Origin of the sequence: Microbacterium sp. LWH13-1.2, assembly GCF_038397735.1 — a bacterium.
Classification (GTDB): Bacteria; Actinomycetota; Actinomycetes; order Actinomycetales; family Microbacteriaceae; genus Microbacterium.
Window position 1 is genome coordinate 2593427 of the sequence record NZ_CP151635.1, and the last position, 15449, is coordinate 2608875.

The following is a 15449-nucleotide window of genomic DNA, read 5'->3' on the forward strand; positions in this document are numbered from 1 at the left end:
GGCTGTGATGTCAGTTTCGGGCTACGTCGACGCGAGCACCAAGTTTTTTCCAGTACTTTCCCAAAAATGAGGATTGACTCCCCTGGAAATAGAGAGAAAACTCTTGCGCAAGGAGGGCAACGATGCCGGATCTTTCTCATCCCACCATTTCGGATGTCGCTCGCGACGCAGGAGTGTCCATCAGCACCGTGTCCAAAGCACTGGGCGGAAGCGGCCGCATGCGCGAGGACACCCGCGCACGGATCGTCGACGCGGCGCAGCGCCTCGGCTATTCGGCTCGACCGCGCCGCCAGGAGCCCCGCTCCACTCGGTCGTACACGATCGGCCTGCTGACCACGGACAGCTTCACGCGCTTCGCCATCCCCATGATGCTCGGCGTCGAAGATGCGCTGAGTGCGGGACGCATATCGGTGCTGCTCGCCGACGGGCGCGGAGACCCCATCCGCGAGAACCACCACCTGCAGACCTTCCTCGCCCGCCGCGTCGACGCGATCATCGTCACCGGGCGCCGCGCGGAGGCCCGGGCACCCATCGGCATCCCCACGCGCGTGCCGGTCTGCTACGTCCTGTCCCCGTCGCAGCGCCCGGAGGACCTCTCCATCGTCATCGACGACGAGCAAGGAGCCCGCCTCGCTGTGACGCATCTGCTGTCACTGGGACGCCGGCGGATCGCCTACGTCTCAGGTCCGCAGAAGCACCTCTCGGCGCGGCTCCGCCACGCCGGGATGACAGCGCAGCTGAAGGAGGCGGGAATCGAACACCCCGAAGGCGCCACCCTGTGGGGCGAGTGGAGCGAAGCGTGGGGACGCCAGGCGGCGAGCATCCTCGCCCGATCCGGCACCCACTTCGACGCGGTGTTCTGCGGCAGCGATCAGATCGCGCGCGGCGTCGTGGAACAGCTCCAACAGGAGTCGATCCGAGTGCCGGAGGACGTATCGGTGGTCGGCTTCGACAACTGGGACGTCATGGCTCTCGCTTCTCGTCCGATGCTCACGACGATCGATCCGCGGCTCGACGAGCTCGGCCGGGTCGCTGCGCAATCCGTACTCAGCATCCTCGACGGCAAGGATCTCCGTGGCGAGGTCATGCACGAGTGCGAACTCGTCGTCCGCGAATCGACGTCGGTGCTCCCCTCATGACGGCGTCGGACTGGGCCCCTCCGCTTGTGCGACCGGAGGATCTCGAGCGGCTGACGGAGCACGTGCATGTGATCCCGGACGGGAGCGTGCCGGGGGTTCCGAACGTCGGGATCGTCGTCGGCTCCAGGGCCGTCCTCATCATCGACACCGGAATCGGCGCCCGCAACGGACGCCGCGTCCTCGACGTCGTGACCTCGATCGCCCCCGGTCGACCGCAGAGACTCATGACCACTCACGTGCATCCGGAGCACGACCTCGGAGCAGGCGCCTTCCCCGCCGACACGGTCATGCTCCGGGCGCGCAGCCAGGTCGCGGAGATCGCGGCGGAGGGCCTGCGCGTCGCGGCCGACTTCCGCGGGCGATCGAGCGACTACGCAGACCTGCTCGAAGGTGCCGCGTTCCGCGATGCCGACATCGTGTTCGACGATGCTCTGGAGCTGGATCTCGGAGGAGTTCACGTCCGGCTGCGGTCGATGGGGGCGAACCACACGCCAGGCGACACCGTCGCCCACGTCGTCGAGGATGCGGTGCTGTTCTCCGGCGACATCGCCATGTCGCCGCCGCCGGCCTTCGCCAGCCCCCGGTCGAGCATGCGCCAGTGGGTGCGAAGCCTCGACGTGCTCGAGGAGATGTCCGCCAGGATCATCGTGCCCAGCCACGGCCCCGTCGGGGGCGACGAACTGATCGACGGGTACCGTCTGTACTTCCGCGACGTGCATCGGCGCGCATCGGCTGCGCGCGCGGCCGGCCGCACGGTCGAGGAAGCCGTGGCCGAGATCATCGACGCCCTGCTCCCCCACTACCCCGACGCCGGTCGCATCGCCGGTGCCGTGCGAGTCTCCTGCGCCGAGATCCAGGAGAACACCGATGACGAGTGACACGAATCTGATCCCCCCGGGGGCGAACCTCGAGCTCCTGGCCTCCGGCGCCACCTGGAGCGAAGGCCCGCTCTGGATCCCGGAAGAGCGCGCGGTGCGGTGGAGCGACATCCCCGGGAACCGCATCCTGCGCTGGGATGCCGCGACGGGATCGGTCGATGTGCACCGCGACGAGGTGGAGTTCACCAACGGGCGCGCACTCGACCGCGACGGCAGTGTCGTGCAGTGCTCTCACGGGCGGCGCCGCCTGGAGCGGGAGGCTCCGGACGGAACGCTCACCGAGATCGTCGCCCGGTGGGAGGATCACCGCCTCAACTCCCCCAACGATGTCGTGGTGGCGCCGGACGGCTCGTACTGGTTCACGGATCCCGACTACGGGATCGTGCAACCGCACGAGGGGCATCCCGGCGTCCGCGAGTACGGCGACTGCCGCGTCTTCCGCTGGGCGGAGGAGGACGGGCTCACAGCGGTGATCGATGACATCGATCGTCCGAACGGCATCGCCTTCTCCCCGGGCGGAGACACCGTGTACGTCACCGACACCGCCGCGGGCCTGGGCGACGGGCCGGGACACTGGATCCGTGCCTACGACGTCGACGGAGCGCACGCGAGTGGGGGCCGGCACTTCGCCTCGATCGAGATCGGCCTGCCCGATGGCATCGCCGTCGACGTGGAGGGGCGCGTGTGGTCATCTGCCGGTGACGGCATCCACGTGTTCGACCGGGAAGGCACGGAGGTCCTCTTCATCGCCGTGCCGGAGGTCGTCGCCAACCTCTGCTTCGGCGGCGATGACGGAACTGACCTGTTCATCGCGGCGACGACGAGCCTGTACCGCATTCGGACGGCGACGAGGGCAGCGCGCTTCTGACCCCCGAAGAGCAGGTCGTCCCGCCCGTCTCAGGGACAGTCTCCGCTCGCGGGCGCGGCCGGAGACAGAAAAGAGCGGATTGCGTCAGCGAAAGCCGACGGTGCTTCGATCGGCAGGAAGTGCCCACTTCCTTCGACGAGTTGCAGCGTGATGTCGGTGAAGTGCTCGCCCAATCGGTCAGACCATTCGATCGGAAACAGCGGATCCTCCGTCGGCCAGAGCATGACGGCGGGGGTCTCGACCGGCGACCGGTCGGCCCTGTATCCGTGGTTCGCGAGGTACCACCGGATGCTCGCGGCGAATGCGCCCGGCCGTGAATACGCCGCGACGAGTTCCTCGCGTCGGGGGTGGGTCTGCGGCGCGGTGGATCCGCTCCAGGCACCCCAGAGATGGTCGAGATAGCTGGCCACCGCGTCGGGTCTGCCGTCGATCAACGCGGTCGCGATCGGCTCGCGCTGGAAATGCTGATACCAGAACACGGGCGCGAGCGACGGCGCTGTCGCGCGGTCGCCGATACCCGGATACGCCGGCGTGAGGACGGCACCGTGGAAACGCGAGGGGTCAAGACGCAGAGCCGCCTGAGCGATGCGGCTGCCGATGTCGTACCCGGCGATGACGGTGCGGCCACCGCCGGGTACGCGATCGAGAGCGTCGAGGAGACGGTGAGCATGCGCATCAGCGGTGGCCTCCGACAGCGGAAGATCGCCCGCGAACGCCGATCCGAATCCACGGAGGTCGGGCACGATCACCGTGGCCGGTTGAAGCGCATCCCGAACCGCGTCGAAATCTGACGGGAGTCCGGGCCACCCGTGCACGAGGATCACGCGGTCGCCGGTGCGCGGACTCTCCATGCTCTGCCTCCAGATCAGCCGAGTCTACCGACGGCTGTGCAGTTCCTCCTCTGCCAGCAGGTTCACGAGTTCGTCATATCCGTAGAGACTCGCGAGATCCTTCGGGGTGAGTCCTGCATGTGTTCTCAGCGTCAATGAGGCCCCGGCGTCGATGATCGCCCGAGCCGAGTCGATGTGTCCGTGCCACACCGCATCGTGAAGCGCGGTCAGTCCGTTGTAGGGCCCTTGCGCATCGACGTCCGCCGCGGCGCTCGTGCGGCCGCCTGCAAGCAGACTGCGAAGGACATCGGCGTGTCCGAAGTAGGCGGCGTCGTGCACCGCCGTGCCCCTCATGAGTCCGATGGTGCGTCGCGGATCTGCGCCCGCGGCGAGCAGTCGCTCGACGACGGCCACATGGCCTTCACGGGCGGCGACGCCCAAGGGCGTGTAGTCGTCATCGAAGCCACCGACGATCGGGTGGCGCTCATTCAGCATCCATCCTTCTTCGATGAGCCGCTCGACGGCAGGAAGGTCGCCCGCCTTCGCGGCCCCGAACAGAGATAGCGAGGCCACCCGTCGGGCGCTGGCGGAGTCATGGGCCGTGATGAGGTCCGCGATGGCGTCCAAGCCGTCCTCACGCGCGAGCTCCACTGCGCTCTGATGCCAGTGGTTCCTCACATCGGTTCGAGCTCCGCGATGCAGCAGCGCCTGGACAGCCTCCGGCTGTTTCTGGAGCACGGCGTCCATGAGGGCGGTGTTCCCGAGTGTCGGCGACTGCTGATCGATGAAAGCGCCATGGTCGAGAAGCAGTGAGACCACGTCGCCGCTTCCCCCCTGCGCCGCTTTGTGGAGCGCCGTGGCGCCCATCTGCCGCTCCACAGCCCGAGGATCAGCGCCGGCGCTCAGGAGGATCGCGACGAGTTGCGCGTTTCCTCGAGCAGAGGCCACCATGAGCGCGGTGAGTCCGTCTGCGAAGGCCTGGTTGACGTCGGCTCCTGAGCGCAGGAGCTCCGAGACACCGGAGAGATCCTCCCGTCGAACTGCGTGGTCGAGGTTCATCATCATCTGCTCTTTCCTTCGGTGCGGTCATGGAGCGTGTCGGGCCAGTCGATTCCGGCGAGGAAGGTGACGATCTCCGCCGTCACTCGTTCGGCTGCCTCGTGCTGCGGCCAGTGGCCTACGCCTTCGAGGCGAATCACATCGACCAGCCTCGGGGCGGATGCGCGCAACTGTTCCACGGTGGGCGGTTCAGGGTGGAACAGCTGGCAGAGGCCGTCTTCCGCTCCCCAGATGTAGAGAGCGGGCTGTCGGATCGGTACGCCCTTGAATGCCGACAACTGCTCGAAAGTGATGTCGGACGCTCGGTAGTAGTTCAGACCGCTATCGAAGCCGCTCTTCTGGAATGCCGCGATCGAGGACGACACGTAGGAGGGATCCGCCCACGAGGGGACGCTCACCGGTGCCGGTCGCAGCATTCCGCGAGAGGCGTCGATGGGATCCCATCCTTCGCCCGTTGCCGGACTTCCCGACAGCCAGTACAGCGCACTCGGGATCGATGCTGCGGCCGGTTCGAACGCGAGATGCCCCTCCGGCTTCATCATCTCGAAGGCGTAATAGCGATCAGCCAGCCCGTCATTCCTGAGCTGATCCCACGTGCTCACCTCCCCACGCGGAAGGAAAGGGATGCTCACGCTGACGAGACCGAGGAAGAGATCCGGACGAAGCACCATCGCGCGCTGCGCGACATCGGCTCCCCAGTCGTGACCGACGAGCACTGCCTCGGTGATCTCCAGCGCCTCCAGAAGGCCGACAAGGTCTCCGACGGTGTGCAGAGCACTGTAGAGCTCGACATCGCTGGGCGAGTAGCTTGCGCCGAACCCTCGCATGTCCAGTGCCACAGCCCGGTACCCTGCTGCCGCGACACCGGCCATCTGGGTGAGCCACGTCTCTGCGACGTCGGGGAACCCGTGGGCGAACAGGACGGCGGGACCTTCTCCTTGATCGAGCACGTGGAAGGACTGACCGTTCACGTCGACCTCCCCCCGCCGCAGCGGCGGGATCGTGCTTGCTGATGCGTTCATGTGTTCGTCTCCCCTTCTCGTGAGCGGCGGGAGGAAACCGCGGAACGTACCGCCGCTCCCGCCCCACGCTCGGTAAGCTACTTATAGTAACAACATAACCTACTGAAGGTAGTTTAATGACCGATACGACGACGGCAAGGCAGGGCGATCCCCCCAAGCGCCGACTCTCCTGGCAGGCCCGCCACCAGGATCTGCTGGAGAAGGGGCTGAGCATCGTGCGGGAGAACGGAGTGGACGCGCTGACACTCGGCACCCTCGCCCAGCGAGCGGGGGTGTCGAAGCCCGTCGTCTACGACCACTTCGACACCCGTTCGGCGTTGTTGACCGCTCTGTACCGGTGGATCGACGCGGAGCGGAAGCGGGCATTCCAAGAGGGCATGGCCCAGGGTGACCTTGCTTACGAACCCACGATCGACGCCCTTTCTTCGACGTACATCCGGTGCGCGACCGATGCGAGCGGCGAGTTCTTCGCCATCGGCGCCGCGATGACGGGCAATGAGGAACGCTCGCGCATCTATCGCGAGCTCGTCGACACGGGTGTCGAGATGTTCGAGGCTGTCCTTCGACCCCATGTCCGCCTGCCCGACCCAGAGCTTCAGCGCCTCTGCATCGGCCTCGTCGGCGCGGGAGAATCCCTGTCGACCTCGGTCCTCGAAGGCGCGACCACTGAGGCCGAGGCGATCGCGACGTTCTCGCGGTTGATCGGGCGGGCGATGGGCGGTCCACTGTCCGACTAGCCGGAACGTTTCGCTCCTCGCCTCAGTTTGCGATCATCGCGATCGTTTGCGTTCTTCGCAATATGCTGCTTACAATGCAAGCATGGACAAGAGAGACAGAGTCGACGACATCATCGATATCATCCTTCCGCTGCCCGACCCTGCGCCGGACGACTGGGACGAGCGGAGCCGCAAGGCCCGTGAGGCGGTGCGCGAGGAGGTGGCCACGAAGCGCGGGATCTACGAACATCACCTGCGCACGGGCGATGGAGCCGACGGGGACGGGCTGGCCGAGGACTTCCTCATCTCGGAGATCCGACTCGCGGGCGTCGACATGCGAGACGCAGAAGAACGGATGCGCATGTTGATCGCCTACGGGCGCGAGTTCATCTCGCCGCAGCCGTACCCGTTGAAGACGATCGCGGAAGCGGCCGGAATGTCGATCTCGGGCACGCGCAGCGCGTACACCGTCGACGAGATCACAGCCGTCGCGGCACGGATCGGCCGCCAGCCCATCCGGCCCAAGGGCGAGTCGATCTGATCATGACCGGATCAGCCGAAAGAGGCAGCAGTACCGGCGGGCTCGAGCCAGGCGCACAAGTCTCGCCTCCCACGGAATCCACCGACATCACCTCGCAGCTCGACGAGTTCCCTCCAGCTTCCTGATGAGGGACCGTCAGGAGGAGCCCTTCGCCCGACCGTCATCACCGGCACCGCGTCAGCGACGCGTGTGGGATGCCGCGTGGCGCGTCACGGTCGCCGCCATCGCGGGGGCCGTGACCCTGGGCATCGTCTTCGGTATGAGCATCGATCTGGGAGCAGATCGGACATCGGCTCGTTTCGCAGGCCTGGTGCTGCTGGACGTTGCGGTGGGGTGCATCGCCGTCGGGTTGCTGCCGCTGCGGCGGCGCGCTCCTGTGGTCGTCGGGGGACTGCTCGCCGTGGGCGGTGCCGTGTCAGCGTCTGCCTGGCCGGCCGCGCTCCTTGCACTGGTATCCGTGGCGACTCGACGCCGCCCGGTCGAGATCGCCATTGTCAGCGCGACCTGGGTCGTCGCGGTGATGAGCGTCACCCTGACCGGTCTGAACCTGCTCGGCACTCGAGCATCCGGGGATGACGTTGCTGTACCTCTCGTGATGCTCCTTGTCGTGCTGGCGGCCACCGTGGCTGTGGGCGCCTCGATCGGTGCACGGAGGGCGTTGGTGATGTCGCTCCGCGAACGTGCGGTCCTCGTCGAGGAGGAGCAGCGTCTGCGGGAATCCGCCGCGCGGAACAACGAGCGCACACGCATCGCCCGCGAGATGCACGACGTACTGGCGCACAGGTTGTCGTTGACGGCAGTTCATGCCAGTGCGCTGCGGTACCGAACAGATCTCGACCCGGACGAACGCGTGACGGCGATCGAGACGGTGCATGAGAATGCTCGCGAGGCACTGGGAGAGCTCCGTGAGGTTCTGGCCTTGGTGCGCGACCCGGAGAGTTCGATGCGGGATCGGCCACAGCCGACGCTCACCGATCTCGATGCTCTTCTGTCCAGCCAGTCGGGTGTCGAGCTGCACTGCGCGATCGACGTCACGGGCCTTGCCGTCGCTGTGAGTCGACACGCATACCGCATCATCCAGGAGTGCCTCACGAACGCGCGGCGCCACGCACCGGGGGTTCCGGTACGTGTGCGCATCGATGGTTCGATCGGTGAGCACCTCGGCATCACGGTGGTCAACGCCATCGTCGCCGCGTCGGACCTGAACGCCTCACGCGGATTCGGGCTGATGGGCGTCGAAGAGCGTGCATGCTCGGTCGGGGGTACCGTCGATATCGCGTCCGGACCGGTCGAGCACCGCGTCGCCGTCACGCTCCCCTGGGCCGCGGCATGATCACCCCCGTCGATGCCGAGGTCCTGGTCGTGGTCGTGGACGACGATCCGCAGGTGCGGTTGGGCCTGCGCCTCGTGCTCGGCACGGATCGCGGCATCCGGGTGATCGGAGAAGCGTCCGACGGTGTGGAAGCGGAGGCTGTCATCGCAAGACATCGTCCTGACGTGGTGCTCATGGACATCCGCATGCCGCGTTGCGATGGTCTGACTGCGACCGCGCGCGAGGTGGCGGCCGATCCTGCTCTCCCCGTCATCGTGCTCACCGCATTCGACGCCGATGAAGACGTGGTGCGTGCGCTGCGAGCCGGTGCTCGAGGGTTTCTCTTGAAGGATGCGCCCCCGATCGAGCTTGTGGCCGCGGTGCGCGCCGCGGCCACGGGACGAAGGGTGCTCGCGCCTGACGTGCTCGACAAGGTGATGCGCCTCGCCGCCGACCACGCGCAGCTCCCGAGCGCGGCGGAACGTGATGCGCTAGCAGCTCTCACACCGCGTGAATGCGATGTCGCACGGGCGCTTTCGCACGACGCGTCGAACGCTGCCATTTCGGCGGAACTGTTCCTGTCAGTCACGACCGTGAAGACACACGTCGGACGGATCCTCGCCAAACTGGGTGTCGACAATCGCGCTCAAGCGGCGGCCGTCATCCGACGCAGCATGCCGGCTCCGCGCGCCGGCACGCAGTGACGCTCACCGAGAACCTGATCAACGACCAGCGACGAGTAGGCTGATCGCTTGTCAAGGGATGGGAGGCCGGTGTGCATTACGGCGACAAGCTCTTCTGGCTCTCGGTCGTGATCCAACGCAAGTATGCGCAGATCTGCGCCGACTTCGACCTGACCCCTGCACAGGCCACGTTGATCTGCGCAGTCAGGAACGAGCCGCGGCAGATGGCTGACCTCGCCACGTCGTTGGGCATGACCAAGAACGCCTTGAGCCAGCTCGTCGATCGCGTCACGCGGCTCGGGTTGGTCGGCCGAGCAGGCTCGGGGAAGGACCGACGGGTCGTGCTGCTCAGCACGACGCCCGCGGGAAAGATCCTCGCGGAGGCGTTGTACACCGCGATCTGCACGCGCCTGCCCGAGATCGCGAGCGACCTCGACTCCGACGACCAGCGCGACTTCGAGCGCGTCGCCGGCACCATCGCGGACACGTCCCAGCTCTCACCGCTCAACTCGACCCCTTCCGTCGCGCCATCAGTCGTCGATGGACCTTCGCGTTGACGTTGTTCACGGCATGAACTAGTTTGGTTCATGCCATGAACTAGTGAAGGGTGGCAGCAATGAGCACACAGGCGACCGGCACGATCGCGGTCTTCGGCGCAACGGGCCAACAGGGCGGGGCTGTGGTCGATGCTCTGCTGGACCGGAACGCCACAGTGCGGGCACTCGTGCGCGACCCGCAGTCCGACCGCGCTCGGGCCCTGGCGGACCGCGGCGTCGAACTGGCGGCCGTCCGAACCGACGACCCGACGTCGTTGTCCACCGCGCTGACGGCGATCACAGCGTTCTACTTCATGACCCCGGAGGCGAACAGCCTCGAGGAGGTCGAAACCGAGATCCGGATCGGCACCGCGCTCGTCGACGCGGCGGTCGCTGCACGCGTCCCGCACGTGGTGTTCAACTCGGTCTTCGGCGCAGACCAGGAGTCGGGTGTGCCACACCACGACTCGAAGCGCACCATCGAGGAGCGGCTGAAGAGGTCTGGCCTCAGGGCGACCATGGTTCGTCCTACCCCCTTCATGGAAGTGATGGCACCGAGGCTGGAGCACGGCGAGATCGTGCTGAGTCTGCCGTTGCCGGAGGACGTCGCAGTGAAGATGATCTCGATCAGGGACATCGGCCGGGTCGCCGCCGCGCTCCTGCTCGGCCTGGCCGATGCGCCCAGCGGAGCCGTCGAGCTCGTCGGCGACGAGCTGACGGGCCCGCAGATCGCCGCCGCGTTCGGCGCGCATGTCAGACTCCCCGCACGGTACCAGCCCCTCCCGTTGAGCGTGCTTTCCAACGACCTGGACAGGGCGATGTTCCGCCAGTTCGCGAAGATGTCCGAACATCCGTCGGATCTCGCCGCGGTGCGTGCGATCGAACCGGCCACGCTCTACCTGGAGGAGTGGATCAGATCCACCGCCTGGACCGCACCCGCGCAGGTGGCTGATTCCTGATCCGTCGCGCACCCGGGTTCGGCGTTCAGCGTCGAGGGTCAGGCGCCGCGCAGTGCCGCGACCGGCTCGATGCGCGCGGCGCGTCGAGCGGGATACCAGCCCGAAGCCCAGCCGACCACTGCGCCCAGCAGGGCGCCGGCGCAGGCGACAAGCGGGTCGGTCACCGGCGCCCATCCCTGCACGACGGCCACGACGATCACGGCGACCACGCCCACGGCGGCCCCCATGATTCCACCGATGAAGCCGATCACGATCGACTCGATCATGAACTGCGCGCCGATCTGCCTCCGCGTCGCACCGAGAGCGCGTCGCAGGCCGATCTCTCCGATCCGCTCCATCACCGACAGCAGGGTGACGTTTGCGATGCCGAGACCGCCGGCGAGCAGGGCGATCACCCCCAGGATCAGGAATACGACGTTGACGTCCGCCTGGACGTTCCGACTGAGGTCCGACGACGACGCCGGAGCGCTCGCCTCGAGGGCATCGGGGTCGTCCGGCTGAAGTGCGAGGATCGACTGCTCCGCGACCTGGGGACCCGCCCCGACGGCGATGTGGATGGCGAGCTCGGTCGGAGCAGCGAGGCCGAAATCCGCCCGGGCCGATTCCTGCGGGATGATCACCGCGTCCAGGAGTTCGGATCGCCCATCCATCCCGTCGACGATGCCGATCACCGCATAGGCGACGCCCGCGACGAAGATCGACGGCTGCGACTCGACACGGTTGATCCCCATCCGCTCGGCCGCGCCCGCACCGAGCACCGCCACGCGATCGGCGCGCTCGTCGTGTCCGCCGTCGAAGAACCGTCCCGTCGTGAGAGCGCCGTCCACGGCCTGGAGCAGATCCTCCGTGGTCGCGAAAAGTCGCGGAGACGGCGCGACCGGCGCTGACGGATCGTTGACGGGCACCGCGGTGATCGACGCCGCCTCCGCCAGCTGGACCTCGCCGATGAGGGCGGCACCTTCGACCCCGGCCAGCAGAGCCACGCGCTCGGGGGAATCCCAGGGCAGGCGTCCGACCGCGACGGTCGTATCGTTCGCCCCCGACTGCGCCTTCGCCGCCGTGACGACGACCTGAGTGGCGGCGACACCGTCGAACTGCCGAGCGATCTGTGCGGCAGCCGTCTGCGCGAATCCGAGCGTCGCGACCAGCGAGGCGATTCCGAGCACGGTGCCGAGAATGGTCATCACCAGGCGCGCGGGACGTGACCCGATGTCGGCCGTCGCTTCGGCGACGAGATCCTGGACTGTGAAGCGATCGGCGTGGGCGACGGCGGGGAGCAGTGGCGCCGCGGACTCCGTCTCCGCGTTCTGCCGTTTCGACCCCGGCGCTTCTCGCATGCGGCGGTGCCGCGACAAGCGCTTCACAGCTCGCTCAATCTGCCGTCGGCGATCCGGATGCTTCGCCGCGCGCGACGCGCGACGGCATCGTCGTGGGTGATCACGATCAGCGTGAGACCGTCGTCGTTCAGTTCCTCGAAGAGTTCCATCACCTCGCTCGATGTCTGCTGATCGAGATTTCCGGTGGGCTCGTCGGCGAGCAGCAGCCGAGGGCCGCTCACGACCGCCCGCGCCACAGCGACCCGCTGGCGTTCACCGCCGGAGAGAGACATCGGGAGAAAGTCGATGCGATGCTCGAGCCCCACTCGAGTGAGCGCTTCCCGTGCCCGTGATTCGCGTTCTCGGCGGGGGACCCCGCTGTACAGCATCGGCATCAGCACGTTATCGAGGACGCTGCGCCGGGGCAGCAGATGGAACGACTGAAAGACGAACCCGATGAACCGCGCGCGCACGGCAGCCCGTTCGTCGTCTGTGAGGTCTCCGGTGCGGGATCCGGCAATACGGTACTCCCCCACGCTCGGCCTATCCAGGAGTCCGAGCAGATTGAGCATCGTCGACTTGCCCGACCCGCTCGGCCCGACGATCGAGATGTAGTCGCCGGGCTCCACCCTCAGCGTCGCCGCCTTCAGCGCCTGCACCTCGGGTGAGCCGGGGAACGACCTGGTGACGTCGCGGAGCTCGACCAGCGGAGCCGTCATCACCGGCCCACCACCACCAGGGCGCCCTCGACGAGCTCGCCGTCGACCGGCGTCACCTCCACCGCACCCTTCGCGGCGAGGCCCGTCTCCACCTGCACGATACGCGTCTCCGCATCCTTCCCGTCCCGTGGGTCAGACTCCACGACCTCGATCCTGGACTCGCCGCCTGGTCCGGCGGTGAGCGCAGCGAGCGGCACCGAGAGCACATCGCCCTCGGTGGCCCCGACCGCGATGCGCACCCGCACATTGTTCCCCTGCAGCTGCGTGATCTGCTCAGGAGTGAGCTCGTCGGGTTCGAGCAGCACATCCCAGCGGGTCGTGTCATCCTCGCCCGGCTTCAACTCAGCGATCACCGCGCGATGCTCAGCTCCGTCCGGAAGGTCGAACACCGCTTCCGCCCCCACCTGCAGCAGCCTGGCATCCGCTTCCGCCGCCGCACCGGTCAGGCGCACGGTCGCCCCGGAGACCGTCATAGCGGCACCGGAGAGGATCGATCCGCGCTCCACCGTGACCGCGTCGACGCGTCGGGGCAGCTCGGTCAGATACAGCACCTCGCTCGACGGCAGGTACGGCAGGATGCTCTGTCGCGCCTCCTCGAGGGCCGTCTTGGCCGATGCGACCTGCGCCTCGGCGGATTCGAGGGCTGCGCGCAGCGCATCGGTGTCCTTCGGCGCCCACAGCTGATCGCGTTCGAGGCGGGCGGTCTGCACGTCCCACTCCGCCTGCTGTACGTCGCCGCCTTCGGCTATCGCGCTCGCGAGCGCCTGCTCCGCGGCGGCGACCTTGACATCAGCCTGCCAGCTGTCGACCTTGCTCGGTCCGGCCGACGCGGTGTTCAGGTCCTGCTGCGCCTGCGTGAAGCCGCTCTCCGCCGCGCGAACGAGTTCCTCTGCACCGCGCACGCCCTCCGTCGCGCCCTCCTCCGGCGACGGCGCGGGGTATCCGATCTGCGCGTAGAGCTGGCCGACCCCGTCGGCCGTGGCGTGATCGAACACGTGGGAGTTCACATCACCCACGTCGATACCGAGTCCGGCGAGTGCCTGTTTCAGCTGAATGACGTCCGGGCCGGAGACGCCGAATCGCAGAGTGCGGTACGCGGGCAGCTCGCCAGGCAGGACGATCACGGGTCGGCCGACGACCTCCAGCGCCACAGACAAAGGCGTCAGAGTCGCTCCGACCTCGGGCACCTGCCCGGTGACGACCGCAGCGCCCGCGATGGCTGAGCTGTCGACCTTCACCTCGACGGCGTCCGCATACCCGACGTCGGAGCGGAGCGTCACATCATTGCTCAGCGGACCGAACTCGACGGGTACAGTCACGAGTCCCGCGTCCGGAGCATCCCCGCTGGACGAATCGGGGGCGAGCACGAATCGACCCGTCAGCAGCCCGACGACGAGACAGATGACGGCGGCGAGCGCCACCATCCACAGTGTGCGATTGCCGCGTACGACGCGTCGCCACCCACTGACACGTGACGTGTCCAGGTCGTCATCGGTGGGCACCGTGTCGTCACTGTCTCCGGTCAACTCCGCCGGCAGCTCCGCACCGGGCACATCCCCCTCGCGCATCACTTGCTCTGCTCGGCGGCGGCCTTGAACGCGTCGAGCTCCGCCTTGTTCGCCGCGATGAACTTCTCTTCGCTTGCGAACTGCAGCTTCAGGGATTCCTCGACGTAAGACGTCTCCGTACGGCACTTCAGATCCACGAGGGCAAGCTCGATCTCCCGCTCGCCGAGCGCCGTCATCTCCGGTGTCTCGCGGGGATCGACGGACTCCGCAGACTCCGTGCCGATCTGCTCGCCTCCCTCTTCGCCCGCCGCCTGGTACAGCGCGTCGTGCGCATCGACGATCGACTGCGATGCGTCGGTCTGCGCCGAGAAGCCCGGTTCTCCCGCATCTGCCATGCAGGCCGCCCATTCCGCATTCAGCTCGGCCATCTCCGGCGACTCCTGTGACTGCGTCCACAGCTCCTCGATCTTGGAGCGCAGGTCCGCGAACTCGTCGCTCTGCCAGACGTCGTCGCCGTCGACCTCGTGCTGGGCCCAGCCCTGGCACCCGGCCTCCTGCCAGTCGTATTCATAGCCGCCGTCCTCGACGAGCTCCTCCTCGGTCGGAGTGGCCCCGTAGAGCGTCTCGTTGAAGGCCGCCCGCTCCGTCTCGGTCAGCGACTCGATGTAGTCCTGGTTCGGATCGACGTACGCCTCGCCCAGGACTTCACCTTGCGCGGTGAAGGGGCTGTTCACCACGCCGTAGCCATAGGTCTCGACCCATTCGCGCTTGTCCGGCTCCCAGGCCTCCACCGCCTCCGACACCGCCACGCCGCCGTTGTCGATGATCGGTGTGTATTCGAACCCCTCATCGGACATGCATTGCGCGACGAGCTCCTCGGTCTGGCGCTGGCGCTCTTCGACCTGCTTCTGCTGCTCTTCGGGAGAGAGATCGCCGCCGTACGCGGCGCTGACGTACTCCGCCAGGGGGGAATCGTCATAGCTGAGGCTGTCGTCGCCGGCGCTCGCGGAGCAGCCGGCGAGGACGACAACCATGGCAGTAGCCGCGAAGAAAGCGGCGAGAGGACCGGTGGAACGCATGAGAACTCCTTGGTGCTGCTGCCGAGGACGGCTGTGTTGCCGAGGACGGCCGGAAGGACCCAGATTAGTCATCCGTGACTAATTCATGCATCATCCGAGGGGATGACATCGTGGCGCGCGCAGACGAGACTGCGCTCTTGTCGAGCGCGCGTGTGCGACGTGGCGCACGTCGGCGAAGCCACTCGGCGAGTGCGGCCGCCGATCAGCAGGGATCGAGCCTGCGGAAGAGCGGCGACGACCCATACAGTGACAGAGCGCTGAAACCTGCACCAACTGCACCACGC

16 protein-coding genes are annotated in these 15449 nt (G+C 67.3%); 9 read left to right on the forward strand and 7 right to left on the reverse strand.

Annotated elements, in window-relative coordinates; all coding sequences use genetic code 11:
* Window positions 1–188: 188 nt before the first annotated feature.
* From MRBLWH13_RS12485 to MRBLWH13_RS12495, 3 genes are read left to right on the forward strand one after another with little or no spacing between them, the layout of a single operon-like run.
* Complete coding sequence (locus MRBLWH13_RS12485; protein WP_341955326.1) at window positions 189–1139, forward strand: LacI family DNA-binding transcriptional regulator; 951 nt, start codon at window positions 189–191, stop codon at window positions 1137–1139.
* Entirely contained in the window at window positions 1136–2017 is an 882-nt protein-coding gene (locus tag MRBLWH13_RS12490) for an MBL fold metallo-hydrolase (protein WP_341955327.1), read from the forward strand. The genes MRBLWH13_RS12485 and MRBLWH13_RS12490 overlap by 4 nt, the downstream gene beginning before the upstream one ends.
* Window positions 2007–2885, forward strand: a complete 879-nt coding sequence (locus MRBLWH13_RS12495) for an SMP-30/gluconolactonase/LRE family protein (RefSeq protein WP_341955328.1) — start codon at window positions 2007–2009, stop codon at window positions 2883–2885. The genes MRBLWH13_RS12490 and MRBLWH13_RS12495 overlap by 11 nt, the downstream gene beginning before the upstream one ends.
* Before the next feature lie 29 nt (window positions 2886–2914).
* Here the strand turns inward: MRBLWH13_RS12495 and MRBLWH13_RS12500 are convergent, their stop codons facing one another.
* The 3 genes from MRBLWH13_RS12500 to MRBLWH13_RS12510 are packed head-to-tail and all read right to left on the reverse strand — an operon-like array spanning window position 2915 to window position 5796.
* Complete coding sequence (locus tag MRBLWH13_RS12500) at window positions 2915–3736, reverse strand: alpha/beta hydrolase (protein ID WP_341955329.1); 822 nt, start codon at window positions 3734–3736, stop codon at window positions 2915–2917.
* A gap of 24 nt (window positions 3737–3760) precedes the next feature.
* Complete coding sequence (locus MRBLWH13_RS12505; RefSeq protein WP_341955330.1) at window positions 3761–4780, reverse strand: ankyrin repeat domain-containing protein; 1020 nt, start codon at window positions 4778–4780, stop codon at window positions 3761–3763.
* Window positions 4777–5796 carry an alpha/beta hydrolase gene (locus tag MRBLWH13_RS12510; protein WP_341955331.1) on the reverse strand — a complete coding sequence of 340 codons (1020 nt, stop codon included), beginning with the start codon at window positions 5794–5796 and terminating at the stop codon, window positions 4777–4779. Before MRBLWH13_RS12510 ends, MRBLWH13_RS12505 begins: the two co-directional genes overlap by 4 nt.
* Before the next feature lie 116 nt (window positions 5797–5912).
* Between MRBLWH13_RS12510 and MRBLWH13_RS12515 the strand changes: the two genes are divergently transcribed.
* The 6 genes from MRBLWH13_RS12515 (at window position 5913) to MRBLWH13_RS12540 (ending at window position 10543) form a co-directional block, all read left to right on the forward strand.
* Window positions 5913–6533 carry a TetR/AcrR family transcriptional regulator gene (locus tag MRBLWH13_RS12515; RefSeq protein ID WP_341955332.1) on the forward strand — a complete coding sequence of 207 codons (621 nt, stop codon included), beginning with the start codon at window positions 5913–5915 and terminating at the stop codon, window positions 6531–6533.
* Between the two features lie 82 nt (window positions 6534–6615).
* Window positions 6616–7053, forward strand: a complete 438-nt coding sequence (locus MRBLWH13_RS12520; protein WP_341955333.1) for a hypothetical protein — start codon at window positions 6616–6618, stop codon at window positions 7051–7053.
* A gap of 124 nt (window positions 7054–7177) precedes the next feature.
* Window positions 7178–8386 carry a histidine kinase gene (locus MRBLWH13_RS12525; RefSeq protein WP_341955334.1) on the forward strand — a complete coding sequence of 403 codons (1209 nt, stop codon included), beginning with the start codon at window positions 7178–7180 and terminating at the stop codon, window positions 8384–8386.
* A complete protein-coding gene (locus MRBLWH13_RS12530) occupies window positions 8383–9069 on the forward strand; it encodes a response regulator transcription factor (RefSeq protein WP_341955335.1) in 687 nt (228 codons plus the stop codon). Before MRBLWH13_RS12525 ends, MRBLWH13_RS12530 begins: the two co-directional genes overlap by 4 nt.
* A 71-nt stretch (window positions 9070–9140) precedes the next feature.
* Window positions 9141–9605, forward strand: a complete 465-nt coding sequence (locus MRBLWH13_RS12535) for a MarR family transcriptional regulator (protein ID WP_341955336.1) — start codon at window positions 9141–9143, stop codon at window positions 9603–9605.
* 59 nt (window positions 9606–9664) lie between these two features.
* Window positions 9665–10543, forward strand: a complete 879-nt coding sequence (locus MRBLWH13_RS12540; RefSeq protein ID WP_341955337.1) for an NmrA/HSCARG family protein — start codon at window positions 9665–9667, stop codon at window positions 10541–10543.
* Between the two features lie 38 nt (window positions 10544–10581).
* Here MRBLWH13_RS12540 and MRBLWH13_RS12545 read toward each other — a convergent pair whose 3' ends face one another.
* From MRBLWH13_RS12545 to MRBLWH13_RS12560, 4 genes are read right to left on the reverse strand one after another with little or no spacing between them, the layout of a single operon-like run.
* Complete coding sequence (locus MRBLWH13_RS12545; protein WP_341955338.1) at window positions 10582–11880, reverse strand: ABC transporter permease; 1299 nt, start codon at window positions 11878–11880, stop codon at window positions 10582–10584.
* 23 nt (window positions 11881–11903) lie between these two features.
* The gene (locus MRBLWH13_RS12550) at window positions 11904–12578 is read right to left on the reverse strand and encodes an ABC transporter ATP-binding protein (RefSeq protein WP_341955339.1); all 675 of its coding nucleotides are present in this window, start codon (window positions 12576–12578) and stop codon (window positions 11904–11906) included.
* Window positions 12578–14146: a hypothetical protein gene (locus MRBLWH13_RS12555; RefSeq protein ID WP_341955340.1), complete on the reverse strand. Its 1569-nt coding sequence runs from the start codon at window positions 14144–14146 to the stop codon at window positions 12578–12580. The genes MRBLWH13_RS12550 and MRBLWH13_RS12555 overlap by 1 nt, the downstream gene beginning before the upstream one ends.
* Window positions 14146–15165, reverse strand: coding sequence for a hypothetical protein (locus MRBLWH13_RS12560; protein WP_341955341.1), 1020 nt, complete (start codon window positions 15163–15165; stop codon window positions 14146–14148). Before MRBLWH13_RS12560 ends, MRBLWH13_RS12555 begins: the two co-directional genes overlap by 1 nt.
* Window positions 15166–15449 lie beyond the last annotated feature (284 nt).